Origin of the sequence: Tabrizicola fusiformis, from assembly GCF_013328815.1 — a bacterium.
Classification (GTDB): domain Bacteria; phylum Pseudomonadota; class Alphaproteobacteria; order Rhodobacterales; family Rhodobacteraceae; genus Fuscibacter.
Window position 1 is genome coordinate 307054 of record NZ_JABUHN010000001.1, and the last position, 26191, is coordinate 333244.

At 66.3% G+C, this 26191-nt stretch carries 27 protein-coding genes and 1 pseudogene; 9 read left to right on the top strand and 19 right to left on the bottom strand.

Annotated elements, in window-relative coordinates; genetic code table 11:
- Positions 1-104: 104 nt before the first annotated feature.
- From HS053_RS22250 to hspQ, 6 genes are all read right to left on the bottom strand, one after another.
- Positions 105-866: a GFA family protein gene (locus HS053_RS22250; protein WP_174209408.1), complete on the bottom strand. Its 762-nt coding sequence runs from the start codon at positions 864-866 to the stop codon at positions 105-107.
- Positions 863-1315, bottom strand: a complete 453-nt coding sequence (locus HS053_RS01480; RefSeq protein ID WP_174209409.1) for a GAF domain-containing protein — start codon at positions 1313-1315, stop codon at positions 863-865. The genes HS053_RS22250 and HS053_RS01480 overlap by 4 nt, the downstream gene beginning before the upstream one ends.
- A 1-nt stretch (position 1316) precedes the next feature.
- A complete protein-coding gene (locus HS053_RS01485) occupies positions 1317-2888 on the bottom strand; it encodes a gamma-glutamyltransferase family protein (RefSeq protein WP_174209410.1) in 1572 nt (523 codons plus the stop codon).
- Between the two features lie 437 nt (positions 2889-3325).
- Positions 3326-3775 carry an ATP-binding protein gene (locus HS053_RS01490; protein ID WP_174209411.1) on the bottom strand — a complete coding sequence of 150 codons (450 nt, stop codon included), beginning with the start codon at positions 3773-3775 and terminating at the stop codon, positions 3326-3328.
- Positions 3765-4100 carry an STAS domain-containing protein gene (locus tag HS053_RS01495; protein ID WP_174209412.1) on the bottom strand — a complete coding sequence of 112 codons (336 nt, stop codon included), beginning with the start codon at positions 4098-4100 and terminating at the stop codon, positions 3765-3767. Before HS053_RS01495 ends, HS053_RS01490 begins: the two co-directional genes overlap by 11 nt.
- A 76-nt stretch (positions 4101-4176) precedes the next feature.
- Positions 4177-4503 (bottom strand): heat shock protein HspQ, encoded by a 327-nt coding sequence (gene hspQ, locus HS053_RS01500; RefSeq protein WP_174209413.1) that lies wholly within the window; start codon positions 4501-4503, stop codon positions 4177-4179.
- A gap of 209 nt (positions 4504-4712) precedes the next feature.
- Between hspQ and HS053_RS01505 the strand changes: the two genes are divergently transcribed.
- Complete coding sequence (locus HS053_RS01505; protein ID WP_174209414.1) at positions 4713-5291, top strand: transglycosylase SLT domain-containing protein; 579 nt, start codon at positions 4713-4715, stop codon at positions 5289-5291.
- Positions 5292-5294: 3 nt separating this feature from the next.
- Here the strand turns inward: HS053_RS01505 and HS053_RS01510 are convergent, their stop codons facing one another.
- Positions 5295-5897, bottom strand: a complete 603-nt coding sequence (locus HS053_RS01510) for a LolA family protein (RefSeq protein WP_174209415.1) — start codon at positions 5895-5897, stop codon at positions 5295-5297.
- 302 nt (positions 5898-6199) lie between these two features.
- On the opposite strand from HS053_RS01510, the gene HS053_RS01515 reads away from it, so the two are divergent.
- Complete coding sequence (locus HS053_RS01515) at positions 6200-7495, top strand: D-amino acid dehydrogenase (protein WP_174209416.1); 1296 nt, start codon at positions 6200-6202, stop codon at positions 7493-7495.
- Positions 7496-7619: 124 nt separating this feature from the next.
- A complete protein-coding gene (locus HS053_RS01520) occupies positions 7620-8084 on the top strand; it encodes a BrnA antitoxin family protein (RefSeq protein ID WP_174209417.1) in 465 nt (154 codons plus the stop codon).
- Positions 8085-8156: 72 nt separating this feature from the next.
- Here HS053_RS01520 and HS053_RS22255 read toward each other — a convergent pair.
- From HS053_RS22255 to HS053_RS01545, 5 genes and pseudogenes are all read right to left on the bottom strand, one after another.
- Positions 8157-8318, bottom strand: a pseudogene (locus tag HS053_RS22255) (DNA translocase FtsK); the annotation flags it as partial.
- A 44-nt stretch (positions 8319-8362) separates the two neighbouring features.
- On the bottom strand, positions 8363-8848 hold the full coding sequence (locus HS053_RS01530) for a hypothetical protein (RefSeq protein WP_174209418.1): 486 nt from the start codon (positions 8846-8848) through the stop codon (positions 8363-8365).
- Positions 8845-11895: a DNA translocase FtsK gene (locus HS053_RS01535; RefSeq protein ID WP_174209419.1), complete on the bottom strand. Its 3051-nt coding sequence runs from the start codon at positions 11893-11895 to the stop codon at positions 8845-8847. Before HS053_RS01535 ends, HS053_RS01530 begins: the two co-directional genes overlap by 4 nt.
- A gap of 12 nt (positions 11896-11907) precedes the next feature.
- Positions 11908-13083, bottom strand: a complete 1176-nt coding sequence (locus HS053_RS01540) for an aminotransferase class I/II-fold pyridoxal phosphate-dependent enzyme (RefSeq protein WP_174209420.1) — start codon at positions 13081-13083, stop codon at positions 11908-11910.
- Between the two features lie 218 nt (positions 13084-13301).
- Positions 13302-14633, bottom strand: coding sequence for an amidase (locus HS053_RS01545; RefSeq protein ID WP_241699716.1), 1332 nt, complete (start codon positions 14631-14633; stop codon positions 13302-13304).
- Positions 14634-14760: 127 nt separating this feature from the next.
- Here HS053_RS01545 and HS053_RS01550 point away from each other — a divergent pair, with 127 nt between their 5' ends.
- On the top strand, positions 14761-15990 hold the full coding sequence (locus HS053_RS01550; protein WP_174209421.1) for an FAD-dependent monooxygenase: 1230 nt from the start codon (positions 14761-14763) through the stop codon (positions 15988-15990).
- Here the strand turns inward: HS053_RS01550 and HS053_RS01555 are convergent.
- Positions 15987-16865 (bottom strand): LysR substrate-binding domain-containing protein, encoded by an 879-nt coding sequence (locus HS053_RS01555; RefSeq protein ID WP_174209422.1) that lies wholly within the window; start codon positions 16863-16865, stop codon positions 15987-15989. The two genes, HS053_RS01550 and HS053_RS01555, sit on opposite strands and share 4 nt — an antisense overlap.
- Positions 16866-16959: 94 nt before the next feature.
- On the opposite strand from HS053_RS01555, the gene HS053_RS01560 reads away from it, so the two are divergent.
- A complete protein-coding gene (locus HS053_RS01560) occupies positions 16960-17343 on the top strand; it encodes a tautomerase family protein (protein WP_174209423.1) in 384 nt (127 codons plus the stop codon).
- 9 nt (positions 17344-17352) lie between these two features.
- On the opposite strand, the gene HS053_RS01565 is transcribed toward HS053_RS01560, so the two are convergent.
- Genes HS053_RS01565 through HS053_RS01575 form a run of 3 tightly spaced genes read right to left on the bottom strand, consistent with a single transcriptional unit; the run spans position 17353 to position 19124 of the window.
- A complete protein-coding gene (locus HS053_RS01565) occupies positions 17353-17535 on the bottom strand; it encodes a Trm112 family protein (RefSeq protein WP_174209424.1) in 183 nt (60 codons plus the stop codon).
- Positions 17532-18179 carry an LON peptidase substrate-binding domain-containing protein gene (locus tag HS053_RS01570; RefSeq protein ID WP_174209425.1) on the bottom strand — a complete coding sequence of 216 codons (648 nt, stop codon included), beginning with the start codon at positions 18177-18179 and terminating at the stop codon, positions 17532-17534. The genes HS053_RS01565 and HS053_RS01570 overlap by 4 nt, the downstream gene beginning before the upstream one ends.
- Positions 18180-18206: 27 nt before the next feature.
- Entirely contained in the window at positions 18207-19124 is a 918-nt protein-coding gene (locus HS053_RS01575) for a thioredoxin family protein (protein ID WP_174209426.1), read from the bottom strand.
- A gap of 95 nt (positions 19125-19219) precedes the next feature.
- Here HS053_RS01575 and HS053_RS01580 point away from each other — a divergent pair, with 95 nt between their 5' ends.
- Positions 19220-19849, top strand: a complete 630-nt coding sequence (locus HS053_RS01580; protein WP_174209427.1) for a GDSL-type esterase/lipase family protein — start codon at positions 19220-19222, stop codon at positions 19847-19849.
- Positions 19850-19917: 68 nt separating this feature from the next.
- Here the strand turns inward: HS053_RS01580 and HS053_RS01585 are convergent, their stop codons facing one another.
- Both HS053_RS01585 and HS053_RS01590 read right to left on the bottom strand, forming a co-directional pair.
- A complete protein-coding gene (locus tag HS053_RS01585; RefSeq protein WP_174209428.1) occupies positions 19918-20694 on the bottom strand; it encodes a glycosyltransferase family protein in 777 nt (258 codons plus the stop codon).
- The gene (locus HS053_RS01590) at positions 20694-21875 is read right to left on the bottom strand and encodes a glycosyltransferase (protein ID WP_174209429.1); all 1182 of its coding nucleotides are present in this window, start codon (positions 21873-21875) and stop codon (positions 20694-20696) included. Before HS053_RS01590 ends, HS053_RS01585 begins: the two co-directional genes overlap by 1 nt.
- Positions 21876-22049: 174 nt before the next feature.
- Between HS053_RS01590 and HS053_RS01595 the strand changes: the two genes are divergently transcribed.
- The 3 genes from HS053_RS01595 (at position 22050) to HS053_RS01605 (ending at position 24772) form a co-directional block, all read left to right on the top strand.
- The gene (locus HS053_RS01595) at positions 22050-23396 is read left to right on the top strand and encodes an oligosaccharide flippase family protein (protein WP_174209430.1); all 1347 of its coding nucleotides are present in this window, start codon (positions 22050-22052) and stop codon (positions 23394-23396) included.
- Positions 23397-23481: 85 nt separating this feature from the next.
- Complete coding sequence (locus HS053_RS01600) at positions 23482-23661, top strand: hypothetical protein (protein ID WP_174209431.1); 180 nt, start codon at positions 23482-23484, stop codon at positions 23659-23661.
- Positions 23662-24070: 409 nt separating this feature from the next.
- Positions 24071-24772 (top strand): sugar transferase, encoded by a 702-nt coding sequence (locus HS053_RS01605; protein WP_241699717.1) that lies wholly within the window; start codon positions 24071-24073, stop codon positions 24770-24772.
- 69 nt (positions 24773-24841) lie between these two features.
- Here the strand turns inward: HS053_RS01605 and HS053_RS01610 are convergent, their stop codons facing one another.
- A complete protein-coding gene (locus HS053_RS01610) occupies positions 24842-26191 on the bottom strand; it encodes a GumC family protein (protein WP_174209432.1) in 1350 nt (449 codons plus the stop codon).

Sequence of the window (26191 nt, forward strand, 5' to 3'; positions counted from 1 at the left end):
CCTGCGGCGCTGCCGCGCGAGCTGTGGCAGCGTTGCAAAGGGGGTGCCGGTGCCTCCGGCGGGAGTATTTGGCAAGGTGCAAACCTCAGGGCTTTGCCTTTGGCTTACCCTTGCGGCTCTTGTGGCAGGCCGTCGTCCAGCACGACATAATCCGCCTTGTCGGCGGTGAAGATGTGGCTTGTCAGCATCCCGCCGGTGGGGTTGTCGATCACGCCTGCCTCGATGGAAAAGCTGCCGTCGGCGGCGCGGAAGCCAAGGCTCGATCCGCAATCGGGGCAAAAGCTGCGGCTGCCGCCACCCGGGGTGGTGAAGCTGGCGGTCTTGCGGGCCTGCCAGACCACGGACGCCTCATCAACATCGAAAGAGGCGGCGTAATGGCCCGAAGTCTTGCGGCACTGGCTGCAATGGCAGGCGGTCACCGCGCCCATCGGGCCGGGCAGGGTGAAGCGGTTGGCGCCGCAAAGGCAGCTTCCGTGCAGGGTTTCGGCCCGGGTGGGCGGCGGAGGCGGGCCTTCGGGGCGGTAATAGTCGCCCGCATCTTCGGCATACCAATGCGCCTCAAGCGACAGCCCTGTCGGCCCGTCGATGCAGCCGGCGGCGAAGGAAATGCGTGCCTCACCCTCGGGCTGCCAGAAGAGCGAGGCCCCGCAGTCGCGGCAAAAGCCCCGGGTGGCGCTTGTCGAAGACCGGAACCATGCCAGCCCGCGCTTTTCGCTCAGACGGAAGCGGTCATGTGTCACCGAAGCCGCAGCCCAGTAATGCCCCGACGTCTTGCGGCATTGCGTGCAGTGGCAGGCCACCACCTCGCGGTAGGGCGGGTCGGCCTCGAACGCCACGGCACCGCAAAGGCAGGAGCCGCGCATCATTCCGCCCTCTCGAACACTTCGGCCAAGAGCGGCACCAGCCAGTCTTCGTCGGCCTTGGTAAAGGCTGCGGGCGTGTCGCTGTCGATGTCCAGCACGCCCAGTAGCCGCCCGGCGCCGTTCCAGACCGGCAGCACCAGTTCGGACCGGGTGGAAGAGGCGCAGGCGATATGGTCGGGGAAGGCATCGACATCGGGCACGTTCAGCACCTGCCCCGAGCGCGCCGCAGCCCCGCAGACCCCGCGCGCGAACGGGATCACAAGGCAGCCATGGCCGCCCTGATAGGGGCCAATCTTCAGCAGATCGGGCGCCACCACGCGGTAAAACCCGGTCCAGTCGGCATAAGGGTGGGCATGGTGAATCTCACAGGCTAGCGTGGCCATCAGGGCGACAGTGTCCGTCTCGCCATGGCAGAGGGCGCGGATGCTTTCGGTTGCGGCGTTATAATCCATCCTAGTACCCCAAAGCGCAGCCATCTTTGCGCGGGTCCGATCCACCGATCAGAACGCCCGCCTCGTCGATCAGGATTGCCTGTGCGCCGCCGATCGGATCGGTCGGGACCGACACCTCATGCCCCATCGCCGCCAGTTCGGCGCGCACGGGTTCGGGATAGCCGCGCTCGACGGCCATGCCTTCGGCGCCCGAGAAGCTGCGCGGCGCGTCGATGGCCGATTGCAGGTCCATGCCATAGGTCGTCAGGTTGGTGACAAAGCGGGCATGGCCGTTCGGCTGATAGGCGCCGCCCATCACGCCGAAGGGCATCACCACCCGCCCGCCCTGCCGCAGCATCCCGGGAATGATCGTGTGCATCGGGCGTTTGCCGCCTGCCGCCTCATTCGGATGGCCTTCCTGCAGGCTGAACCCGGCGCCGCGATTCTGGAAATTGATGCCGAAGCGGGCCGAGGTCAGGCCGGAACCAAAGCCCCAGAAGATCGAATAGATCAGCGAGACCGCCATCAGGTCGCGGTCCACCACGGTGATATAGACGGTGTCCTTGTGGACCGCCTCGGTCAGCGGGGCGGCGGCGGCCATGGCGCGTTTGGGGTCGATCAGCGCGGCCAGTTTTGCCGCCGTCTCGGGCGCCAGCATGTGGTCCAGCCGCGTTGTGGCCTCAGCAATAAAGCGGTTGCGGGCGTCATAGGCCAGCTTGGCCGCCTCGGCCTCGATATGGGCGCGGGCGGTGCCGAAAGGCTCCAGCGCGGCAAGGTCGAAGTGCTTGAGAATGTTCAGCATCAGGATCGCCGTGGCGCCCTGGCCATTCGGCGGATGCTCAACCAGTTCCATTCCGCCATAGTCGCCCGAAACCGGCGTGGTCCAGTCGCAGCGGGTGGTGTTGAGGTCGTCGGCAGAATGGCTGCCCCCCAGCGCCCGCAGCGAGGTGATCAGGTCTTCGGCAACCTCGCCGTCATAGAACCCCGCCCGCCCCTCGGCGGCAATGCGGCGCAGAACCTCGGCCTGACCGGGCGCGCGGTAAAGCTGGCCCACCTTCGGCACCTCGCCGTTCAGCAGCAGAAAGCGGCGGGCGTCGCCCTGCAGGCAGGGCGCATCCTCGGCCCAGTCAAAGGCGACACGGGGGGCGACCGGCACCCCCTCGTCTGCATAGCGGATCGCGGGGGCCAGAACGCGGTCCAGCCCCATCGTGCCCCAATCGGCATTCAGGCGGCAAAAGGCATCCACCGCGCCGGGCATCGTTACCGATTCGATGCCGCGCAGCGGCACCGAGGTCAGGCCGCGGTCGCGCATCGCCGCTGCCGAAAGCCCGGCAGGTGCGCGGCCCGAGCCGTTCAGGGCGTGAATCTCGTTCGATCCGGCGGGTTTCAGCAACACAAAGCAGTCGCCGCCGATCCCGGTCATCTGCGGTTCGCAAATCCCCAGCAGGACGGCGCCGGCAATCGCGGCATCGGCGGCGTTGCCGCCCGCCTGCAGAATGTCGATTGCCACCTTGGCCGCCAGCGGATGCGAGGTGGCGCACATGCCGTTCGTCGCATAAGTGGCCGAGCGGCCGGGAAGTTGGAAATCGCGCATGACATGTCCCCCTGTCGGCCAAGCCTAGGGGGTGATGCAGAAGTTGCAAGGGCAGACCTCGGCGCTGCGAACTGGGTGGGGGCTTTCATCCACAGCGCCGAGGGAAGCTTTATGCAGCTACAGGATGGGGTTTCGCAGCGCCGCATGGCGAAATAAGGGGCGGATTGCGGCATTGTCGGGACTTCCGCAGCAGGCGCCCGGATTGCAGGCCATGGGGCAGCTCCGCGCCGGGGCGCTGATGGTTCTGGGGATGTAGGGGGGTAAAGTCCTCGGCGCCACGAACTTGGGTGGGGGCTGTTATCCATGGCGCCGAGGGAAGCTTTATGCAGCTACGGGGCCAATATCCGGGGGGCAGAGGGCGGATTCGCGGACGAAATGAGGCAATCCCGCGTCAGTTTCCCTCAATTGGAAACAACGGCGGCAATGGCGGGGCATTGTCAACTTTCCAGCCGGAACCGCAAAAGATTGCGCCCGCCTTCGCGCCGATATTCCAGATCCCGGGCAAGGCTGCGAATCAGATGCCAGCCGAATCCCCCCTCGGGCAGGTTGTCACCCTCCAGCGGCGGGAGCTGTCCGGCGGGCGGTACGCCTTGGGGCATGGGCAGGCCGGTATCGGCCACTTCGCACAGGATGCCGCCGGCGTCGCGCGACAGCGTCACCTCAATCTCGCCCGAGTGGCGGGCATAGGCATGTTCGACGATGTTGTTCAGCACCTCCGCCAGCACCAGTTCAGCGGTGCCGCGCCCCTCATCCGGCAGGGCGCGCAACAGGCGGGCGTCGAGCAGGGCGCGCAAACCGGCGCTGACCGCCTCGGCATGGCCGGGGATGGTCAGTTGCAGCGCGGCGGGGCAGGGCCCATCCCGCACGGGCCGGTTGTCAGTCGGCATCGCGCAGCCCATCGGGCAGGCTGGGGTGGATGCGAAAGATCGTATCCATCCGGGTCAGCCGGAACACCTTCTGCACGCTGGGCGTGAGGCCCGAAAGTTCAAGCACGCGGTCCGGTCCCAGCGCCTTGCGCACCGCAACCACGGCACCCAGACCCGAACTGTCCAGAAAAGCCACCTGCGACAGGTCCAGCACGACACAAGCCGGGTTGTCCTGCGTCACCTCGCGCATCCGGTCCTTGAACTGAATCGCCGAAGCCGCGTCGATCCGGTCCTGCTGCACATGGACCACAAGGATGCCGTTCTGTTCCCTTGCCCGAAGCTCCATCCTGCCCTCATGCCAGCGGTTTCCGACAACCTAAGGCAGGGGGCGTTACCAACTGGTAACCGCACCTGAAATTTCGTCAGTTCAACTGAAATTGCAGCGGATAGCGGCCATCCTCGAAATCGCCGAACAGATCGGGCAGATCGGGATGGGTCACGGGTTCCCCGGTTTCGTCCGGCACCAGATTCTGCTCCGAGACATAGGCCACATAGTAGCTTTGGTCATTCTCGGCCAAGAGGTGATAGAACGGCTGATCGCGCGACGGGCGGGCCTCTTCGGGGATGGCCTGATACCAGTCCTCGGTGTTGGAGAACATCGCATCCACATCGAAGACCACGCCACGGAACGGATGCTTGCGATGGCGCAGCACCTGACCGATGTGATATTTCGCGTCCGTCTTCAGCATAGCGCAAGCGCCCCCCGTTCCCGGTTAATAATCCTCTGTCCGGGTGCTGTCCATTGCGCAGGCGCCGGGGTGGGGGAAACAATCCCGTGGCCCGACGGCGACAGTCGGTGTCGCTGCTCGCGGATTTCTGATGAGGGGCCGGGATTCCGCCATTTCCCTGCCGCCGGATTTCGCCTATCCTCGCCGCAAAATGAATGCGCGAGGGGCAGATGAGCAGAACTCTCCGTGCGTCGATCCTGTTTTTCGTCCTCGCGTCCTGCGGGGGTGGCAACTTTTCGGCGCCCCGTGATCTTGACGACGCCTGCGCGATCGTCAGCCAGCGGCCGGCCTATCTGAAAGCCATGCGGGCGACCGAGCGCAAATGGGGCATCCCCGTGCATGTCCAGATGGCGGCGATCCATCAGGAATCGAAATTCGTCGGCAATGCCCGCACACCGCACCGCTTTGCGCTGGGGGTGATCCCGATGGGGCGGCAATCCTCGGCCTATGGCTATAGCCAGGCGCTGGACGGCACATGGGAAGAGTATCAGCGCGAAGAGCGGCGCGGCAACGCCCGGCGCGACCGGATCACCGATGCCACCGATTTCATGGGCTGGTATATGCGGCAAAGCGTTGACCGGCTTGGCATTTCGCCGACCGACGCCGAAGCGCAGTATCTGGCCTATCATGAGGGGCGGACCGGCTATGCCAATCAGTCCTATCTGGGCAAGCCGTGGCTGGTCGAGGTGGCGTCCAAGGTGGGCGCCCGCTCGGAAATGTATCGCCAGCAACTGCAATATTGCCGCTGAAGGCTATTTCTTGCGGCGGCTCACTTCGTCGGTGATGTTGAAGAGCGAGGGCTTGAATTCGCCGCCGGTCTTGAATTCGCCTAGGATCACCGTGGTCGCCTGACCAAGATCGTCGGTGATGATCCACTGGCGCAGCGTCACCGGATTGGCGGTGAAGACCAGTTCGATAGTGCCGTATTCGGGATGCTGAGGGTCTTGGGCCACAACGCGGGTGGTCTTTTCCACCTCGCGGTGGCCGACAACCATCTTGGCGCGGCCAAGGTCCACCTTGGCATCAAGGATCAGGTTCAGCGGCGTGCGCTTGAGCGGATATTGCTCGGGCGGCTGGTTCGACTTCGCGTCGAAAATCGCCACCTGCCCACCCGAGGCCAGCACAAGGCTGCGGTCCGGCGGGGCATATTCGAACCGCACCCGCCCCGGGCGCTTGATGAAGACCTTGCCCAGCGAAACCGACCCGTCGGCATTGACCTGGGTGAAATCGGTCTCGACCGTCGTCAACCCGTTGAGATAGCGCGACAGATCGCCCAGCGGAATGGGGTCTGCCAGAGCGGGCAGGGCCAGCGTAAGAAAAGCAAGCGGGGCCAGAAGGGCAGTGCGAATGTTCATGGCGCCAATATAGGGCAAGCGAAAACCGGCTGCACCCCCCGGCCCGCTCACATGGCGGCGACCCGCCGGTGAGCGGGCCGTGAGCAGGGGAGGGCGATGGTTTCCTTGCGTCAGAACCGGGGGTTTCGCAGTTTCCTGCGGCTGATCAGAAATTGTGCAGAATAAAGCGCGACTGAAACTGTGATACAGTGAAGAAAATTCGCAAAACACTCTATCCAGCCCGTATCTTTGCCAAGAACTCCCGGCGCTGTCGCGTATTCTGTCCGCTATTCCTTAACGGCTGACAAGGCAGGAGAGCGCAGATGAAGATCGTGGTTCTGGGCGCAGGTGTGATCGGCGTGACCTCGGCCTGGTATCTGGCCCGCGCGGGGCATGAGGTGACGGTGATCGACCGTCAGCCCGCCCCGGCGCTGGAAACCAGCTTTGCCAATGCCGGCGAGATCAGCCCCGGCTATGCCAGCCCTTGGGCCGCGCCGGGCATTCCGGCCAAGGCGATGAAATGGCTCTTCATGCGCCATGCGCCGCTGATCATTCAGCCGATGCCCGATCTGGCCAAGATTTCCTGGGTTGCGCGGATGCTGATGAACTGCACCACCGCCGCCTATGAGGTGAACAAATCCCGCATGGTGCGGCTGGCCGAATACAGCCGCGATTGCCTGATCGCGCTGCGGTCCGAGACCGGAATTACCTATGACGAGCGGACCCAAGGCACGCTGCAACTGTTCCGCACGCAAAAGCAGGTGGATGGCGCGGCCAAGGATATCAAGGTGTTGCAGGCCGATGGCGTGCCGTTTGAGGTGCTGGACGCCGAAGGCTGCATCCGGGCCGAGCCGGGTCTGGCCACCAGCCGCCACAAGATCGCCGGGGGGCTGCGCCTGCCGGGCGATGAAACCGGCGATTGCTTCAAGTTTACCAATAGCTTGTCGGAAATGGCCGCGGCGGCGGGGGTGACCTTCCGCTATGGCGTGGCGATTGAGCGGCTGGAGGCCGAGGGCGGGCGGATCGTGGCGGTGCAGACCGCGCAGGGCCGGGTGACGGCGGATGCCTTTGTGCTGGCGCTGGGCAGCTATTCGCCGCTTCTGGCGCGGCCTTTGGGCATCAAGCTGCCGGTCTATCCGGTGAAGGGCTATTCGATCACGGTGCCGATCGTGGATGCGGCCAAGGCGCCGGAATCGACGGTGATGGACGAAACCTACAAGATCGCCATCACCCGTCTGGGCGACCGGATCCGGGTGGGCGGCATGGCAGAGATTGCCGGGTTCGACAACACCCTGCACCCCAAGCGCCGGGAAACATTGGAACATTCGGTCGAAGACCTGTTCGGCGGCGCGGGCGACCAGAGCCGCGCCACCTTCTGGAGCGGGCTGCGCCCGATGACGCCGGATGGCACGCCGGTGGTGGGCCGCTCGACCATTCCGAACCTGTTCCTGAACACTGGCCACGGCACCCTGGGCTGGACCATGGCCGCCGGTTCGGGCCGGCTGCTGGCCGATCTGGTGAGCGGCCGGGCGCCGGAAATCGAGCATGGCGACCTTGGCTATGCCCGCTACACCCGCAGCCGTTCGGTGCCGGTGGGGGCTGCGGTTCCGGCGGAATAGGGCGTAAACTTCCCGTCCATTCCGCGTCATGTTTGCGTAAATTACGCGTATATACAGGCCGCGCGCCGTCTTAACCGGCGCGCGGCCTTTTTACGGCAGGCTGTGCGGGCAAAGGAGCCCGCCCATGCCGCGCCCACCCGCCCCGAAAACCGCCTATCATCAGTTGGCCCAGACCCTGCGCGATCTGGAGGCCGACCTGCGCTGGGGCCTTGAAGGCTCGCCCCGCATTCCCGCCGACTGGCACCGCATCGCGCAAGAGGTCGGGCCGCCGCCCAAATGCCCGGTGTCGCTGCGGGTGGACGAGGATGTGCTGCGCTTCTTCCGCAGCATGGGGGCCGGGCATCTGACGCGGATGAACGCGGTCTTGCGGGCCTTCATGCTGGCGCGGCTGGCCGAGGTGGTGAAGGCCACAGATTATGCGCCCAGCCATGCCGATGAGGTCCGGCAGATCCGGGAGGAAATCGTGTCGATCATGGCCGCGCAAGAGGCCGCCAAGGCCGCCGCTTTGGCCGAGATGACAGATGTGGAACGGCGCAAGGCGCAGGTGCAGGCGCTGAAGGCGTTGCGGGATCAGCGGGCGCGGGGGTGAGGGGCGAGGGCGTCGGGGTGAACCCCGACCTACGGGCGGTAGGGTGCGTGATTTCACGCACCTTTGGGGGGCTTACCGCTCTTCGATCAAAATCTCCCGTTTGCCGACGTGGTTCGCGGGGGTCACAACCCCTTGTTCCTCCATCTGTTCCACCAGTCTTGCGGCCTTGTTATGGCCGATGCCAAGCTTGCGCTGGATATAGCTGGTCGAGCATTTGCGGTCTTTCGCCACGATAGGCCAGCGGGCGTAGCTGCTCGGTCGTTTCTGAGTTTTGAAAGTTAACGTCCGAAGACACCAATTGGCTGCATAGGAGCGGCCGTCGAGCTGTCAAGCATTCGAAACTCATATGACGATTCGATTTCGCCGTGCAGGTACCCTTCGAGAAGCCCGACTTCCAACTCACCCGTCATGTCCCCGATCTTGCAGCGGTAGACCCCGGAAAGCGTCTTATCCCTGACATGATACTGAATCAGGCTCTCATCAGCGCCCCCGGCAAAACACTCTTTCAGGGTGCCACCTCGAGCGGCCCATTCGCTCTTGGGAACCTGGTAGTCCTGTGCCCCGTCTCTGCCAGGGCCGCCTAAATCCATCAGCCGCACTGCCCAGGCATGAAGTCGGGGAATCTCTGCATAAAGCTCTCCGGGGCTTCGCCAATAGCCAGTTTCCAGACGGGCATAGGCAAACATCAGAGCTGCGCCGACGGCGGCACCACAAAGAAAGTACCTTACCGCCGTGCCTTTCGGGCCAGGAAGTTTGGTGATCACCGTTCCTCGATCAGGATTTCGCGTTTGCCGACGTGGTTCGCGGGCGTCACAACCCCTTGCTCTTCCATCTGCTCCACCAGTCTTGCGGCTTTGTTATAGCCGATGCCGAGCTTGCGCTGGATGTAGCTGGTCGAGCATTTGCGGTCTTTGGCCACAATGGCGACGGCCTGATCGTAGAGGGCATCGTCGCCGCCCTCGCCGCTGCCGAGGCCGAGAACCATGTCAATGTCGGAGGCGGAGTCTTCATCCGGGCCTTCGACCACGCCTGACATATAGCTGGGCGGGCCGAAGCTCTTGAGGTGGTTGACGATTTCCTCAACCTCTTCATCGCTCACGAAGGGGCCGTGGATACGGCTGACGCGCCCGCCGCCGGCCATGTAGAGCATGTCGCCCATGCCCAGAAGCTGCTCGGCGCCCTGTTCGCCCAGGATGGTGCGGCTGTCGATCTTGGAGGTCACCTGGAAGGAAATCCGGGTGGGGAAGTTGGCCTTGATGGTGCCGGTGATCACGTCAACGGACGGGCGCTGCGTGGCCATGATCAGGTGGATGCCCGAGGCGCGGGCCATCTGGGCAAGGCGCTGGATGCAGGCTTCGATTTCCTTGCCGGCGACCATCATCAGGTCGGCCATTTCGTCAACGATCACAACGATATAGGGCAGGGAGACCGGGGCGTATTCATCGGTTTCGAACACAGGCTCGCCGGTGTCTTCGTCAAAGCCGGTCTGGATGGTGCGCTTGAACATCTCGCCCTTGGCAAGCGCCTCGCGCACGCGGCCATTGTGGCCTTCGATGTTGCGCACGCCCATCTTGGACATCTTGCGGTAGCGGTCCTCCATTTCGGAGACCACCCATTTCAGGGCGACCACGGCCTTTTTCGGATCGGTCACCACGGGCGACAGCAGATGCGGGATGCCGTCATAGACGGAAAGTTCCAGCATCTTGGGGTCGATCATGATCAGGCGGCATTCCTCGGGCGTCAGCTTGTAGAGGAGGGACAGGATCATGGTGTTGATGGCCACCGACTTGCCCGAGCCGGTGGTGCCCGCGATCAGAAGGTGGGGCATCTTGGCAAGGTTGGCGACGATCGGTGCGCCGCCGATGTCCTTGCCCAAGGCCAGCGGCAGGCGCAACTGGCTGTCACCAAAGTCGCGGGCCGAGAGGATTTCGCGCAGCACCACCTTTTCGCGGTGGGCATTCGGCAGTTCGATGCCGATGACGGTGCGGCCCGGCACGGTGGAGACGCGGGCGGAAAGGGCGGACATCGAGCGGGCGATATCGTCGGCCAGACCGATCACCCGGCTGGCCTTCAGGCCCGGCGCGGGTTCCAGTTCATACATGGTCACGACCGGGCCGGGGCGGACCGAGACGATTTCGCCCTTGACCCCATAGTCATCCAGCACGTTTTCCAGCATCCGCGCATTCTCTTCCAGCGCCTCGTTCGACAGCGTGTGGCGCTGGATCGAGGCGGGCGAGGCGAGAAGCGACAGCGGCGGCAGTTCATAGGCTGGGGCCGGATCATCAAAGCGCAGGCGGGGCTGTGCCTCTTGCACGGCGCGGGTCGAAAGGGCGGGTTTCTTGGCCGGTTGCTGCACCACGCCACGCTTGACCTCGACCACCGGCAGCGCGCGGGGGGTGACTGGGGTGGGATCGTAGTCCGGTTCGAAATCGCCGTCGGGCTGCCAGTCATCGGCGGCCTCATCCTCGGTGCGGGGCAGGTCGTCTTCGGGCAAGTCGTCTTCGTCGATATGGACAAAGGCGTTGACCGGCGCGGCGGGGCGCGGCGGTTGGGCCGGGGGCACGGCGCGGGCCAGATGGGTCAGCGCGGCGCTGGCCACGGCGGCCGGACGGGCGACCACGGGCGGCTCGGCCCGCAGGCCGGGTGGCGCGACGGGGGCCGGGGCCGGGCGGCGGGTGTCGGCGATCAGCGGCTGCGGCCCGCGCGGGCGGCTCATCGCCGGTTCGCGGCGCTGGATGGCGGCGGTGATCGGGTTCAGCGCCGCTTCGGGCGTGCGGGTGCGCGAGCGGACGGCATCGCTGATGCGCGCCTTGATCCGGTCATCGTCGGGCAGGTCAAGATCGTCGATCTCCTGCGTCATGGGTTCCACCAGCTCCGGTTCCGGCTCCATCACGCGGCGCATCAGGGCGGGCATCCGGGCCAGAAGCCCGACCTTTTCGCGCGGCGGCGCATATTGCGGCGCTTCGGCCAGCGGCTCGGCATAGCGGGGATCGGCGCGCAGCGGGGCGGGGCGCAGCGGGGCCGGGTCGATCAGGTCTGCCTCCTCGGCCACGACGGGCGGCGCCCGACGCACCAGACCGCGCGGTCCGGCTTCGGCCATCGGCGGCGCGGCGGCCCGGCGGCGTTCTTGCATGGCGCTGGCGGCGCGGACAGTGCCCTGCGCGCCCTTGCCCGCAGCGCCAAGCAGAATGGAATAGGAATAGATCAGGCTGGTCACCAGAAAGGCCAAGAGCGCCCGCATCTCGGCCAGATCAAAGCCCATGACGTAAAGCATCAGCACGACAAGGGTCAGCCCCGTCGCCGCCGAAATCAGCTTGAGGCCAAAGCCCGCCCCACCCGGCACCATGCCCACCAGCGCGCCCGAAACCGTATCGCCGAAGAGCCCGCCCAGACCGAAGGAATGCACCCAATCCGCCCCCGGAACCAGCGTCGCGCAATAGACCGAGGCCATCGCAATGGCGATCACCGCGAAAACCACACGGCCCACCGCCCGTTCGGCCCCGCGATGCAGCACAAACCGCAGGCCCCAGGCGCAGAGGATCATCGGAATTCCCCAAGCCCCTTTGCCGCCAATGATGATCAGCGTCGAGGTCAGCGCAGCGCCGAAACTGCCCAAGGCATTGGCCACCGGCTTGTCCGAGGCGACCATCCAGCCCGGGTCTTCGGGCGAATAGCTCCACAGCATCGCGGTGAAGGCGAGGGCCAGCCCGATCAGCAACAGGCCCAGCAACTCGCGCCCGCGCCGTTCCAGCATGGCCTGGGTGTTCTGATCAAGAAGCGGATCGCGCTGCCGGACCTGATAGGATGCCATTCTCGCCTGTCCTCAATAGAGGCAGTCGCGGAGCGTGATCAGCCCGCGCTGCATTTCTTCCTTTGGGGCCACCAGAGCGACCCTTATGTAACCCTTGCCGGGGTTCTGCCCGCCCGCATCGCGCGAGAGGTAAGCCCCCGGCAACACCCGCACCCCGGTCTTTTTCCACAGGTGCAGCGCCGCCTCCTCGCCATCCTCGACCGGCAGCCAGAGGAAGAACCCGCCTTCGGGCAGATCGAACCCTTGCAGGCCGGAAAACACCTGCGCGGCGATGGCGAATTTCTCGTGATACAGCGCGCGGTTGGCTTCGACATGCGCTTCGTCGGCCCAGGCCGCCTCGCTCACCCGCTGGATGGGCAGCGGCAGGGGGGCACCGGCAAAGGCGCGCAGCTTGCGGATGCGGGCAATGCCCTGCGCCCCGCCCGCCACAAAGCCCGAGCGCAGCCCCGGCAGGTTCGAGCGTTTCGACAGCGAATGAAAGGTAAAGACCCGCTCGGGATCGGCGCCGACCTCGGCCGCGACCTGCAAAATGCCGGGCGGCGGGGCAGAGCGCCAGATCTCGGAATAGCATTCATCGGCAAAGATCACGAAATCATGCTTTTCGGCCAGCGCCAGCAGGTCCGCCCAATAGGCGCGGCTGGCCACGGCGCCCTGCGGGTTCGCGGGCGAGCAGATATAGGCCACGGTCACCCGGTCCAGCACGTCGGCAGGCAGGCCCGCGTAATCGGGCAGAAAGCCGTTGGCGGCGACGGCCGGCACATAAAGCGGCTCGGCCCCCACGGTGGCGGCGGCCACGGCATAGACCTGATAGAAGGGGTTCGGGATCAGGATCACCGGCGGCTTGCCGCGCTTGGTTTCCGGCGCAATGGCAAGGCAGGCGTTGTAAAGCCCCTCGCGCGTGCCGTTCAGCGCCATGATCCGCTCGCTGCCGACACTCACGCCATAGCGCCGCTCGGTCCAGCCCGATATCGCCGCCAGCAATTCCGGCGTGCCATCGTTCGGCGGATAGACACCAAAACCCGACAGGTTCGCGGCCAGAATGGGCCCGACGAAATCCGGCATCGGATGGGTCGGCTCGCCGATGGTCATGGCAACGGGGTCGCCCCCGGGCGCATGTGCATCCAGAAGCTTCCGCAGACGCGGAAACGCATAGTCCGGCAGGTTCGAAAACCGCTCTGGAAACGCCATGACTGCCTCAATCCCGGGATCATTGCGCCCCGTTTGACCAAAGGATAGCCAGAAGAGTTCGGCGGGTCCAGAAAAACCCAAGGGCATCTTGGGCTTGGAAGCCGTCTTTGTGGCTTTTTCGCTGCGCCGCACCGGCGGCCCGCCGCCCTGCATTTGCCCTTCCCGAAATACTCCGGGGTCCGGGGCTGGCCCCGGGGGCGGGCCGGGGCACCCCGGTTTCAGGCCAGCGCCCGCTCCGCCGCCATGCCCAGCCGCAACAGCCGAGCCTCGGTGAACCCCGGGGTCATGAAACTGATCCCGCACGAAGGCTGCGCGGTGGGCAGGGTCAGCACGGCAAGGCCGAACAGATTGCCGATCCGGGTGTTGCGCAGCGCCAGAAGATTTTCGGTGACGTAATAATCATGGTCCTGCATCAGCCGCGCCGCATCGGGCGGCAGGATGGGCGAGGTGGGCAGGATCACCGCATCATAGCCAGCGGTGGCGGCGCTCCAGCCTTGCCGCAGCACCTCAAGCCGCCGCCAGCCTGCGACATAATCCTTGGCCGCGATGCTGCCCCCAGCGCGGAACCGTTCGAGAATGCGGGGGAACATCTTTTCCGGCGCGGCTTCGATCGTGGCCTCCCAGATGCCATAGGCTTCGGCGGTGAAAAGCGCGCCGGCCAGTGCCATCGCCTCGGCCACCTCGGGCAGGGCCAGCCGCTCCAGCCGGGCCCCGGCGCGGGTCAGCCGCGACAGCGCATCGTCAAAGCCCTGCGCCGGGCGCGGGCGCAGATCGTCCAGCGCCACGGTTTCCAGCACTGCCAGCCGCGCCCCGGCAAGGCTGGAACCGCTCAGGTCAGGCGCCCGCCCGCCTTGCAACACGGCCAGAAGATGAGCGCAATCCTCGACCGAATGGGCCAGCGGGCCCACGGTATCGAACCGCTCGCAGAGCGGCACCACCCCGCGCAGCGGCAACAGGCCCGAGGTGGTCTTCAGACCCGCAAGGTCATTCCACGCCGCCGGAATCCGCACCGACCCGCCGGTGTCCGAGCCGATGGCCGCAGGCGCCAACCCATAGGCGACCGAGGCCGCGGCCCCAGACGATGACCCGCCGGACACGGCATTTTCATCGTTGATACAGGGGCTTGTCGCCGTCACGGGGTTCAGGCCCAGCCCGGAGAACGCCAGTTCCGACATATGGGTCTTGCCCAGACAGATGGTGCCTTCGCGCGTGGCGGTTTCCAGAACGGCGGCATCCGCTTCGGGTGTCCTGCCGCGCAGCAGGGCCGAACCGGCCTCGGTTGCCACGCCGGCACTGTCGAACAAATCCTTCCACGACAGCGGCACCCCGTCGAGCAGACCCCGCCGCAGCCCGGCCTTGGCACGGCTGGCAGCCCCCATCGCCTCGCCCCGGGCGCGGTTTGCGGTGGCGCGGGCATAGATGCGCGGCGCCAGCGGGTGGCTGGCGATCCGCTCCAGAAAGAACTCGGTCAGCTCCACCGGATGGATGCGCCCGGCGGCGATTTCGCGGCCAAGCTCTGCCGCCGTCATATTGGACCAGGTGATCGACATTTTGCCTCCGGCGTGACGGGCGGGGACAGAAAAATTTTCGGCGAAAATTTTTCGCGCCCTTGCCGCAAGCGAAGCTAGCGGCAAGGGGGCGCATGGACAATCCCGCCCGAGGCGCCATATTCGGCCCATGGAACGGGATGCGGATATTCTGATCGTGGGCGGCGGGCTGAACGGCCCCGCCCTTGGGCTGGCGCTGGCGCAGGCCGGGTTGCGGGTGGTGGTGGCGGATGCGCGCCCGGCCCCCGCCCGGGCCGAAGCGGGGTTTGACGGGCGGGCCTATGCGCTGGCCATTGCCTCGCAGCGGCTTCTGGCGGGGATCGGTGTCTGGCCGCGTCTGGCCGGTCAGGTGCAGCCGATCCTGCAAATCAAGGCCAGCGACGGACGCCCGGGGCAGGGGCCGGCGCCGTTCTTCCTGACCTTCGATGCGGCCGAGATCGAAGAGGGGCCGATGGGTTTCATGGCCGAGGACCGCCATCTTTACGCGGCTTTCCTTGCCGCGATGGCCGACGCGCCGGGCCTGACCCTCCTGTCGGGCGAGGTGGTGACGGCGCAAGAGGTAGAGGCGGCGGGGATCACCGCCACGCTCGCCTCTGGGCGGCGGTTGCGGGTGGCGGTGGTTCTGGGCTGCGACGGGCGCGGCTCGGGCACGGCCACGCGGGCGGGCATCCGGCGGCAGGGCTGGGGCTATGGCCAGACGGCGCTGGTGACGGCGGTGCAGCACGCCCGCGACCATCAGGGGATTGCGCAGCAATTCTTCATGCCCTCCGGGCCTTTGGCCATTCTGCCGCTGCCGGGCGGGCATCATTCGTCCATCGTATGGAGCGAGACGGATGCGGCGGCTGCGGCGATCCAGTCGCTGGACGACGCGGGTTATCTTGCGGCGCTTCGCCCCCGGTTCGGGGAATTTCTGGGCGAGATTTCGCTGGCAGGTGCGCGGTTCACCTATCCCTTGTCGCTGTCCTTGGCCGAGCGGTTCGTGGCGCCGCGCGTGGCGCTGGTGGGCGATGCGGCCCATGGGGTGCATCCGATTGCGGGGCAGGGGTTGAACCTTGGGCTGCGTGATGTGGGTGCGCTGGCGCAGGTGCTGGTCGAGGCGGCGCGGCGGGGCGAGGATATCGGTGCGCTGGATGTGCTGGAACGCTATGAGCGCTGGCGGCGGTTCGACAGCACGGCGCTGGCTTTGGGCATGGATACGGTCAACCGGCTGTTTTCCAACGATAACCCTCTGTTGCGGGCCGGGCGCGACCTTGGCCTTGGGCTGGTCAACGCCCTGCCGGGGTTGCGGCGCGGCTTTATCCGGCAGGCGGCGGGGCTGACCGGGGAATTGCCGCGGTTGCTGGCAGGACGGCCGCTTTAGCGTGGCGCGTCCAGCTCGTCCCTGATCAGTTGGGCCAGCCGCAGCGCCGCCCGGGGCGGGCTGGCGCTGGCGTGGCGCAGGATCAGGTGGGTATCGCCCAGTCCGGGCAATCCGGCGCTGTCGGGCAGCGGGGCCAGCCCCTCGGGCAGGGGGGCGGCGATGGCGCGCGGGGTAACGCCAAGACCGGCGCGGGCGGCAGCCCAGATTCCGGCCAGCCCATGGCTCGACAGCGCCAGATGCCAGTCGCGGCCCTGTGCCTCCAGCGCGGCGACGGCGCGGTCGCGGACATGGCAGGGCGATGACATCGCCAGAAGCGGCAGCGGGCCGCTGGCCGGGGGAAGCTGGCCCTGCGCGCCGATCCAGCGGATGGGAAGCGTCTGCAGGCAGGCATCGCCCGGGCCAACCGTGCCGTCGGGCGTCCAGAACAGCGCAAGGTCCAGATCGCCCGCCGCCAGCGCCGCCGTCAACTGGCTGCCCCGGCCCGATTGCAGTTCCAGCCGCAGGTCTGGATGCGCCCGGGTGAAGCGGCCCAGCAGGCCGGGGAGCCAGCCTTCGGCCAGATCCTCGGCAAGCCCCAGCCGCAGCCAGCCCGACATGGCACCCAGATCGGCGAGCCGGGTCAGCGCCTCGTCATTCAGGGCCAGCATCCGGCGCGCATAGGGGAGCAGTGCCGCCCCCGCCTCGGTCAGCGCCAGACCCCGGCCCTTGCGAATGAACAGCGCGGTTCCGGCAATCTCTTCCAGCCGGTCGATCTGGAGGGAAAGGGTCGAGGCGCTGCGGCCCAGCCGGGTTGCGGCGGCGGAAAGGCCGCCAAGGTCCACCCCGGCGACAAAGCTGCGCAGGAAATCGGTGGGCAGGTTGGAGGGCAGCGGCATGTATTGGGTATTCCGAAATATCTGGTAATAACTTCCAAATTTTCCGAAATATGGTTTTGTGTCAAGCAGAGGCATCGAAAACGAGGAGACCATGATGCCCTTTCTTCACCTGCGCCTTGCCGGGCTTGCCCTGACCGATCTGCGGCGTCAGACGCTGCAACGCCGCCTGACCGATCTGACCGCGCAGCATCTTGGCAAGCGCCATGACCTGACGGCGGTGCTGATCGAAGAGATCGCGGTGGCGGGATGGGCCGTGGGGGCGGCGCCGGTGCCCGTGGCTGCCCATCTGGAAATCGCGGTGACCGAAGGCACCAACACGCAGGCGCAGAAAGCCGCCTTTCTGGAGGCGGTCGGCATGTTGATGCGCGAGGTGGCGGGGCCGGCCCTTCCGGTGGCAAGCTATGGGATGATCCACGAGATTCCGGCGGAAAGCTGGGGCTATGACGGGCAGACGCAGGCGGCGCGGCGGGTGGCGTGACGCGCTGCCTCAGTCGATCGCCCGCGCCTCGCTGGCCAGCATGATCGGAATGCCGTCGCGGATCGGAAAGGCCAGATGCGCGGCTTTCGAGACCAGCTCCTGCGTCTCGGGGTCGTAGGTCAGCATGGCTTGGGTGACGGGGCAGACCAGCGCCTCGAGCATCCGGCGGTCGAAGGGTGTTGAAGGGGTCATTGCAGCACCTCATCCGGGGCCCCGCCAGAACGCAGGGCAAATTCGATCAGCGTCACCAGCGTTTCGCGCCGGGTGACAAGCGAGGGCGCCTCGAGCAGCGCCTGCTTGTCTTCGGGTGCGAAGGGCAAGAGCATGGAGAGCGCGTTGATCAGCATTTCATCCTCGGCCTCGCGCAGGTTGGTCCAGTCGCTGCCCAGCTTGCGCAGGGTGAAGAACCGCGCCAGCAGCGCCATGAAGCCTTCGCGGTCAAGCCCGGGATCGGTTTCGGCCGCGCCAAGGTCGCGGGCAAAGCTGGCCCAGTCCACCCGGCCCCGGCGATAGGGGGTGAAACCGCCCTGCACCTCGTCCAGCAGCCGAAACCGCGACAGGCCCGTGAGGGTGATCATATAGCGGCCGTCTTCGGTTTCGGAAAACCCGGTCAGACGCCCGGCACAGCCGATGGCGGACAGCCGCGTCTCACCGCCCGGCAGGCTGCGCGGCTGGATCATGCCGATCAGCCGGGCCGGGGTCTTCATGCAATCCTCCAGCATCGCCAGATAGCGCGGCTCGAAGATATGCAGCGGCAACCGCGCCCGCGGCAGCAAAAGCGCCCCCGGAAGCGGGAACAGCGGGATCACCTCGGGCAGGTCGGCGATGCGTTTCATACCCCTGAACCTAGGGCGATTGCGGCCTCAGGCAAAGATCATCGACGACAGGCGGCGCCGACCCTTCAGAACGACGGGATCGGTCGGCTTCAGCGCCTCGAAAATCACCATCAGTTGCGCCCGGGCGGCGCCCTCGTTCCACTCGCGGTCCAGTTTGAAGAGGTCCAGCAGGGTCGTCACCGCGCCTTCGACATCGCCGGCGGCGTGCTGGGCGGTGGCAAGGTCGAACATCGCCTGCCGGTTGGTCGGGTCTTTGGCCAGCAAGGCGTGCAATTCGTCCAGCGGACCGGCCTTGGCGGCCTGCCGGGCCAGTTCGATCTGGGCGCGGGTCGCCTCGACCTCTTTGGATTTCGTTACCTCGGCGGGGGCCTTGTCGGCCAGCCCCGCCGCCTCATCCAGATTGCCCAAGGCCAGATGGCTGCGGATCAGCCCGGCATAGGCGGCGGCATTGCCCGGCTCTTCCTCCAGAATGGCGGCAAAGGTTTCGGCGGCATCGGCTGCGGCCCCCTCTTCCAGCATCTGCTCGGCCGCGATCAGCGCATCGGCCAGCCCGCCATCCGGCTCCGGCCCCATGGCGGCGATGGTGTCGACAAAGCGCTTCACCTCGGACGGCGGCAGGGCGCCCTGAAAGCCGTCGACCGGCTGACCCTGCCAGAAAGCATAAACGGTCGGGATCGACTGGATGCGCAGCTGACCGGCCAGCATCTGGTTCTGGTCAACGTTGATCTTGACCATCTTCACCCGGCCCTTGGCGGCGATCACCGCCGCCTCGAGCGCCGGTCCCAGCGTCTTGCAGGGCCCGCACCACGGCGCCCAGAAATCGACGATCACCGGCACCTGGGCCGAGGGCTCGATCACATCCGCCATGAAGCTGGCTTCGGTGGCGTCCTTGATCAGGTCGGACGGGGCGGCGGCGGCGGCGGGTTTGTCGGTGATCCCGAACATGGCATCCTCATCAGGAAAGCGGTTGTGCGCATATATGCAACCGATAGAACGAAGTTTGAAGGGGGCAGCGGCCCCGATGCGGCAAAGGGGGCGATATGACCGTTCTGATGACCTATGGCGACAGCAACACCCATGGCACGCCGCCGATTGTCGATCTTGGCCAGTATAACCGCTTTGACGCTGCCACCCGCTGGTCGGTGCTGGCCGCCCGCGCGCTGGGCTGGACGCTGGTGGAAGAGGGATTGCCGGGCCGCACCGCGCAATTCGCCGATCCGGTGATGGGCGCCCATATGAACGGGCAGGACGGGCTGAAGATCGCGCTGCAAAGTCACGGGCCGATCGACGTTCTGACGATCATGCTGGGCACCAATGATGTGAAGGCCCGCTTCGGCGCCTCGCCCGAGCTGGTGACCGGCGGGCTGGCGAGCCTCTTGGACATCGCGCAGTCGCCCGAGATGCAGACCCGCCACGGTGGTTTCCGCATTCTGCTGATCTGCCCGCCGCCGGTGCTGGAGCAAGGTCCGATCGCCGATCAGTTCTATGGCGCCCGCGCCCGCTCGCTCGCGCTGCCGCCGCTTTATGCCGCCCTTGCCCGCGCCCGGGGCTGCGGGTTTCTGGATGCCGGTCAGGTGATCGAGGTCAGCCCGCAAGACGGCGTGCATTTCGAACCCGAGGCCCATGCGGCTTTGGCGCAGGCCGTCGCCGGGGCGCTGCGCGCGCTCTGACCTGGCATTTGCACCTTTGGAAATACTCCACGGGGGTCCGGGGGTGTGAAACCCCCGGTTCTGCCCTGTCAGGCCGAAGGCCCCAGATCGGCCCAGCCGCAGCGCCGGGCCAGAAACTCCGGCTCATGCCCGGTTCCCACCGCGAGCCTTTCGCGCAGCGGGGTCGAGCGGCGGGTCTTCCAGCCCTCTTTCCACAGATAGAACCCCGACCGGCTGATCTTGGTCACCGCCGTTCGCAGCGGTAGGCGGTCATGCCATTTGCGCTGCAAATAGCGGTAGCATTCGGTGAAATCGCTGCCGAGTTCCTCGTGATAGCGGTCGTTATGGATCACCGGCAGCGCCCCGGCATAGGCGCGAAAGCCTGCGGCCCGGGCAATCGTCACGATATCGGTGCCATAAAGGTGCCAGCCCGGCAGCCCCTCATCAAACCTGATCCCGGCGCTGCGGCGCATCACAAACAAAAGCTCGTCAAAGCTTTGCACCTCGACCGGCGCCACCGGCACCCGTCCCGCCAGAATCCCGATCGACGATGACCAGACCGGCCCGATCAGCGCCTCGTCCAGCCCGATGCCATAGCTGCCGTAAAGCGCCCAATCGTCGGGCAATTCCGCTAGCCGCGCCCGCAAGAGCCGGTCCCAGCCCAAGGGCAGATAGACGTCATGGTGGACGAACACCACGATCCCGGCCTCGGTCGCCGCCAGCGCCCGGTTATAGGCGACCGAAGCCGAGGGTGCCCCGCGCTCGACATGCAGCGGCAGCGCACCCGAGGTGACGCAGGGCGAACGCGCCAGATTGCCGTTCAGGATGTCATCCGAATGGCTGGCACAGCACAGCACAATGTCCATCAGGTCTCTCCGAACAGGGCGGCAAGGCGCGCAGCCTCGCGGTCGATGTCATGGCGTTGCAGCACCCGGGCGCGACCGGCAGCGCCCATTTCGGCCAACCGGGCGGGCGAGGTGGCGGCCAAGGCCGAAATCGCCCCGGCCAATGCCCCGGCATCGCCTGCGGGCACCAGCCAGCCGGTTTCGGGCGTGACCAGTTCCGGCACCCCGGCAATGGCGGTGGCGATCACCGGGCGGCCCATGGCCATCGCTTCCATGATCACCACCGGCAGACCCTCGGCGAAGGAGGGCAGCACCAGCGCCGTCGCCTCGGCCAGCGCCCGGCTCACCCCGGTCTCATCCTGCCAGCCCGCGAAATCCACCCGGTCTTGCAGCCCATGCGCCGCCACCGCCGCCGCGATCTCCCCGCGCAACTCGCCATCGCCGACCAAAGTGAGCCGGACTTCCGGCACCTGCGCCAGCGCCGCGATCAGCAGCGCAAAACCCTTTTGCGGCGCAAAGCGCCCGATGGCCACCAGCCGCAGCGCCGAAGGCAGCGGCACGGGGGCAAACCGTGCCGGTTCGATCCCGCAATGGACCACGGCAATCTTGTCCCAATGCTCCGTCCCGACCCAGCGACAAAGCTGGCTGCGCCCATAGGAGGATATCGCCACGACAAAGCCCGCCCGCGCGATCTTTTCGCCCAGAGATTGACCCATGGGTGCGTCGAACTCTTCCGGCCCGTGAACGGTGAAGCTCCAGCGCGGCCCGCCCATTTCCGCCGCCAGCATGGCGACCGTTGCCGGATTGGTGCCGAAATGGGCATGCAGATGCGCGACACCTTCCGCAGCACAGCGCCGCGCCACCGCGGCCGCCTCGATCCAATAGATCAGATGCCGCAGCCGCGCGCCCCCTTCGGCCCGCCCGCCGCAGGCCAGCGCGAGCCGAAGCGCGCGAAACGCCCCGCCCGGATGCCGCGTCATCCAGCCAAACGCGCACAACAGCAGCCGCGAAGCCCCCATTTCCAGCAGATGCGCCGTGCGCCTGTCCTCGGCAAGATCCGCCGGGTCTTTCAGCGCCCCGCGGTCTGACCGCATGGCCAGCCGCAACACCTGATGCTCCCGCCGCTCCAGCGCGGCAATCTCGCGCCGGATGAAGCTGTGCGAGGCACGCGGATAGGTATTGACCAGATAGGCAAGCTTCACGAAGACCCCCGAAGAACCGCTCCCGCCCTACCCAAGCCCTTTGGCAAAGTTAAGGCAAACCCTTTCATCTTGGCCCAAATATCCCCGCCGGAGGCATCCGCCGGGCAGGTCAGGGCGACCGGGTGCCAAATTTCCCCCCTTCGCAGTTGCGGCAAGCCGCACTAGGGTCGCGCCATGATGGGGATCCTTCAACGTCTTTCCGGTCAGGGGCTGTTCGCCCGCGCTTTGCGCGGTTCGATGCTGACCGCGGGCAGCTATGCGGTGACGCAGGCGCTGCGGCTGGCGTCAAACCTGATCCTGACGCGGCTCCTCTACCCCGAGGCGTTCGGGGTGATGGCGCTGGTTTCGGTGGCGCTGGTCGGGCTGGCGATGTTTTCCGACATGGGCGTCGGCCCGGCGATTTCGGCCAGCCCCCGCGGGGATGAGCGGGATTTCCTCGATACCGCCTTCACGTTGAATGTGGCGCGCGGTGCGGTGCTTTGGGCGGCGACCTGTGCGCTGGCCTGGCCGATGGCGCGGTTTTACGAGGCGCCCGACCTGATGCAACTGCTGCCCGCCGCCGGTTTGACGCTGCTGATTTCGGGCTTCAACCCGACGCGGATCGACACGGCGAACCGGCATCTTCTGCTGGGGCGGCTGACGCTCTTGGACCTGATTGCGCAGGTCATTGCCATTGCGGCCATGGTGGTGCTGGCCTTTGCGCTGCGTTCGGTCTGGGCGCTGGTGATCGGCGCCATTCTGGGCGCGCTGGCCAAACTGGTGCTGACCTGGCGCTTTCTGCCGGGGCCGGCCAACCGCTTTCACTGGGAGCCGGCGGCGGGGCGTGACCTGGTCCGGTTCGGCAAGTGGATTTTCCTGTCCACCGCCTGCGGCTTTCTGCTGTCGCAGGGCGACAAGGCGATTTTCGGCGCCTATCTGAGCCTGCAGGAGCTGGGGATTTATAACATCGGCTGGTTCCTCGCCTCGTTTCCCGTTCTGCTGGCCGGGGCGGTGACGGGGCGAATCCTGATCCCGCTTTACCGGGATCATCCCCCGGCGGCGAGCGCGCAGAACGCGGCGCGGATGCGGCGGCTGCGGCTGCTGGTGACGGGGGGCACGCTGGGGCTGCTGGGCGTGCTGGGGCTTGCCGGGGCGCCGCTGGTCGGGCTGCTTTACGATGCGCGCTATGGCGGGGCGGCGGCGGTGGTGGTGGTGATGGCTTGCGTGCAGATGCCCGGGGTGATCGGCATGACCTATGACCAGTCGGCGTTGGCGGTGGGGGATTCGCGCAACTACTTTCTGGTGATCGCGCTGAAGGCGGTGTTGCAGACGGCGGCCTTTCTGGCGGGAATGCACTTTGGCGGGCTTTACGGGGCGCTGGCGGCGCAGGGGGCGGCGCTTTGCATCATGCATCTGCCGATCATCTGGCTGGCGCGGCGGCATCGGGCCTGGGATGCGGCGCATGATGCGGGCTTCTTTGCGCTGGCGGCGGTCTTGGCCGCTTTGGTCCTGTGGCGGAACGCGGCCCTGCTGGCGGGGTGATCCTACGGCAACAATGCGTGATTCGGGCTGGAATTGTTTCCAAATCGTGCAAAGATGGGCTGATCCGGGTTGGCAGGGGGTCCGCATGGCGGCGAGCGTGGTGTTGAGTGCTGTTCTGGGTGGCCTTGCCGCGCCGGGCTTCACCGCCATTGCCGCCGAGGCCGGGCCTGTCTTGCTGCTGATGGCCTGGACTTCGGGCGGGACCGTGGCCGTCGGCGGTCTGGTGGCGTTGCGGATGCGGCAGAGGGCCGGGCGCGGCCATTGATCCTGCTGTGGAAACGGCCAAAACGGCAAGCGCTGCAGCCCGATGGCGCGGCCGCCTGCCGATCCTGAGGTTGGCTGTGGCGAATCACTTTGCGCGCGTTTTCTTGCCTTGGGAGATGCCCTGCAACCCGTGGTTGACGGCGCCGAAATTGCGGCAAGAGTCTGGCGAGTGCGTGGCACATTTTGTTGGTTAACCCAGCGTAAACAGCCCTTCGCCCTTTCGGTTGTTGTCGCGCAGTTGGCTAAATTTCGGCTAAAATGTGTCTTGGGGGCGTACTTCAAGAGTGCGGAAAATGTGCTGCGAATTCAAATTGTCCACCCGGTTTGACCGGCTATCTCTTGCGTGCCCGCGTCAGCGGGCAGGCAACACGCGGCCTGACCTCTGCGCCATTGTCTACGGGTGACCGACAATGACGATGACCTTTCCCGAGTTCGGCGCCCATCGCGCCGAGACCCTTCCTGCCGCGGCTGAAGCAGGGCTTGATACCGTTCTGCCGCGTCGCCGGGGGCTGTATCGCAACATGGTCAAGCGCGCCATGGATGTGACCGCGATCTTGCTGGCGGCGCCCGTTGTGGTGCCGGTGGTGGCCGTGCTGGCGGTGATGGTGGCCCGCGATGGCGGGCGCCCCTTCTACTCGCAGATGCGGGTCGGCAAGGATGGCCGCCGCTTCCGCATGTGGAAGCTGCGCAGCATGGTGGCCGATGCCGATGCGCGGATGGACGAGTATCTGCTTGCCCATCCCGAAGCGCGGCTGGAATGGGACCAGACCCAGAAGCTCAAGCATGACCCGCGGATCACCCGGGTCGGCAAGATCATCCGGCAAAGCTCGCTCGACGAATTGCCGCAGCTCTGGAACGTGCTAAAGGGCGATATGAGCCTTGTCGGTCCGCGTCCCATGATGATCAGCCAGCAGGCGCTTTATCCGGGGCTGGCCTATTACGCGCTGCGCCCGGGTTGCACCGGCCTGTGGCAGACGGCGGGCCGCAACCGCACCACGTTCGAGGCGCGGGCCGAATATGACACGACCTATGAGGTGGATCTGTCGCTGTGGAGCGACATCAAGATTCTGTTCCGCACCGTTGGCGTGATGCTCAAGGGCACCGGCTACTGAACAAACCTTGTGAAAAGCAAAGGGCGGCCCGTGAAGGGGCCGCCCTTTGTCTTTGCGCCGTTGGTGCGGTCAGCGGGTCTTGGCGGTCCAGGCCATGACACCTGCGACCAGCGCCATCACGGCGGTTGCCACGACGATCATGGCGTTGCGCGTCAGCCCCAACAGCGGTTTGCCCCGATCCGCACCCAGATCAAGCAAGCCGCGCCGTTTCTGCGTTCTGATTTCCGGGATCGAGACCACCGGGCGCAGGTCAAGCTGACGCTCCATCTGCGCGGCGGTGCGCACCACCGGATGCATGAGGTCCAGAAGGAAAGCCAGACCAAGCCCGGCCATCAGGCTGGCAAGGGCACCTGCAATGGCGATCTTCTTGCCGCCGCCGCCCATCGGGTATTCCGGGGTGATGGCGCGGTCCAGAAGGGTCAGCCGTTCGGCCTGCTGACGTTCGGCAAGGCGCAGGTCGGTATCGGCCTCGGCCTTGCGGCGGTTGGCAATCTCATACTGGTCCTGCAATTGCGACAGCATGAGGTCATAGCCGGCCATCACCCGCTCCACCTCGGGCGTGCCGGCAAGGGCGGCCTGCAATTCGTCGCGGCGGGTCTGCGCGGTGGCAATCTGGGTGTCGATCACATCAAGCCGCCGGGTGATCTCGTCCAACTGCCGCCGGTCGGTTTCGCGCAGGGTTTCCTTGGCGCGCAGGGTGGCCGCCTCGCCCTCGGCAGCGATACGGTCCTGCGAGAGACGGCGCAGATCGCCGTCCAACCCCGAAAGCTCGTCCCGCAGGGTCTGCGACTGGGTGGGAAGGGCCGCGGCATGGGCGTTCTTGTAGCTGGCGATTTCGGCTTCGAGCGTGGCGATCTGGTTGCCGATCCGGGTCACATCCTCGGCAAAGAAGGCAACGTTCTGCGCGGCCCGCTCGCGGCTGCCCGAAGCGGAACGGTCCAGCACCCCTTGGGCGAAGTCATTGGCAACGCGCGCCGCCAACTCTGCATCGCCCATGCGGGCCGAGATGATGATGGCCGACAGGTTGCGCGCCTGCCCGAAGTTCTGTCCCGCAGCACTGTCCACCCCCTGAAAGGTGACGGAAGACCGCAGCAGCACCAGCTTCTTTTCCAGCGAGAGACCGGGCAGATCGGCATAAAGACCATGCCGCTCGATCATCGCGGTCAGATTTTCGCGCGTGGTCAGGCGCTGTTCAATGCTTTGCAGGATCTGCGCGGCGCTGCTTGTGGCGGGTTGACCGTTGCTGCCGGAAACGGTGGAGGTTTCCACCTGAATCACCGCCGCCGCCTCATAACTGTCAGGGCGGGACTTGGCATAGATCGCCGCGGCCAGCGTGCCGATCAGCGCCACGGCCAGAATCAGCCGCGCCCGGCGCAGCAGGAAGGCGAAGAGTTCCTCGAAGGACTGGATCTGTCCCAT

Coding starts and splice junctions, on each gene's coding strand:
- HS053_RS22250 (WP_174209408.1), bottom strand. CDS start 866: ATGATGCGCGGCTCCTGCCTTTGCGGTGCCGTGGCGTTCGAGGCCGAC.
- HS053_RS01480 (WP_174209409.1), bottom strand. CDS start 1,315: ATGGATTATAACGCCGCAACCGAAAGCATCCGCGCCCTCTGCCATGGC.
- HS053_RS01485 (WP_174209410.1), bottom strand. CDS start 2,888: ATGCGCGATTTCCAACTTCCCGGCCGCTCGGCCACTTATGCGACGAAC.
- HS053_RS01490 (WP_174209411.1), bottom strand. CDS start 3,775: ATGCCGACTGACAACCGGCCCGTGCGGGATGGGCCCTGCCCCGCCGCG.
- HS053_RS01495 (WP_174209412.1), bottom strand. CDS start 4,100: ATGGAGCTTCGGGCAAGGGAACAGAACGGCATCCTTGTGGTCCATGTG.
- hspQ (WP_174209413.1), bottom strand. CDS start 4,503: ATGCTGAAGACGGACGCGAAATATCACATCGGTCAGGTGCTGCGCCAT.
- HS053_RS01505 (WP_174209414.1), top strand. CDS start 4,713: ATGAGCAGAACTCTCCGTGCGTCGATCCTGTTTTTCGTCCTCGCGTCC.
- HS053_RS01510 (WP_174209415.1), bottom strand. CDS start 5,897: ATGAACATTCGCACTGCCCTTCTGGCCCCGCTTGCTTTTCTTACGCTG.
- HS053_RS01515 (WP_174209416.1), top strand. CDS start 6,200: ATGAAGATCGTGGTTCTGGGCGCAGGTGTGATCGGCGTGACCTCGGCC.
- HS053_RS01520 (WP_174209417.1), top strand. CDS start 7,620: ATGCCGCGCCCACCCGCCCCGAAAACCGCCTATCATCAGTTGGCCCAG.
- HS053_RS01535 (WP_174209419.1), bottom strand. CDS start 11,895: ATGGCATCCTATCAGGTCCGGCAGCGCGATCCGCTTCTTGATCAGAAC.
- HS053_RS01540 (WP_174209420.1), bottom strand. CDS start 13,083: ATGGCGTTTCCAGAGCGGTTTTCGAACCTGCCGGACTATGCGTTTCCG.
- HS053_RS01545 (WP_241699716.1), bottom strand. CDS start 14,633: ATGTCGATCACCTGGTCCAATATGACGGCGGCAGAGCTTGGCCGCGAA.
- HS053_RS01550 (WP_174209421.1), top strand. CDS start 14,761: ATGGAACGGGATGCGGATATTCTGATCGTGGGCGGCGGGCTGAACGGC.
- HS053_RS01555 (WP_174209422.1), bottom strand. CDS start 16,865: ATGCCGCTGCCCTCCAACCTGCCCACCGATTTCCTGCGCAGCTTTGTC.
- HS053_RS01560 (WP_174209423.1), top strand. CDS start 16,960: ATGCCCTTTCTTCACCTGCGCCTTGCCGGGCTTGCCCTGACCGATCTG.
- HS053_RS01565 (WP_174209424.1), bottom strand. CDS start 17,535: ATGACCCCTTCAACACCCTTCGACCGCCGGATGCTCGAGGCGCTGGTC.
- HS053_RS01570 (WP_174209425.1), bottom strand. CDS start 18,179: ATGAAACGCATCGCCGACCTGCCCGAGGTGATCCCGCTGTTCCCGCTT.
- HS053_RS01575 (WP_174209426.1), bottom strand. CDS start 19,124: ATGTTCGGGATCACCGACAAACCCGCCGCCGCCGCCGCCCCGTCCGAC.
- HS053_RS01580 (WP_174209427.1), top strand. CDS start 19,220: ATGACCGTTCTGATGACCTATGGCGACAGCAACACCCATGGCACGCCG.
- HS053_RS01585 (WP_174209428.1), bottom strand. CDS start 20,694: ATGGACATTGTGCTGTGCTGTGCCAGCCATTCGGATGACATCCTGAAC.
- HS053_RS01595 (WP_174209430.1), top strand. CDS start 22,050: ATGATGGGGATCCTTCAACGTCTTTCCGGTCAGGGGCTGTTCGCCCGC.
- HS053_RS01600 (WP_174209431.1), top strand. CDS start 23,482: ATGGCGGCGAGCGTGGTGTTGAGTGCTGTTCTGGGTGGCCTTGCCGCG.
- HS053_RS01605 (WP_241699717.1), top strand. CDS start 24,071: ATGACGATGACCTTTCCCGAGTTCGGCGCCCATCGCGCCGAGACCCTT.
- HS053_RS01610 (WP_174209432.1), bottom strand. CDS start 26,191: ATGGGACAGATCCAGTCCTTCGAGGAACTCTTCGCCTTCCTGCTGCGC.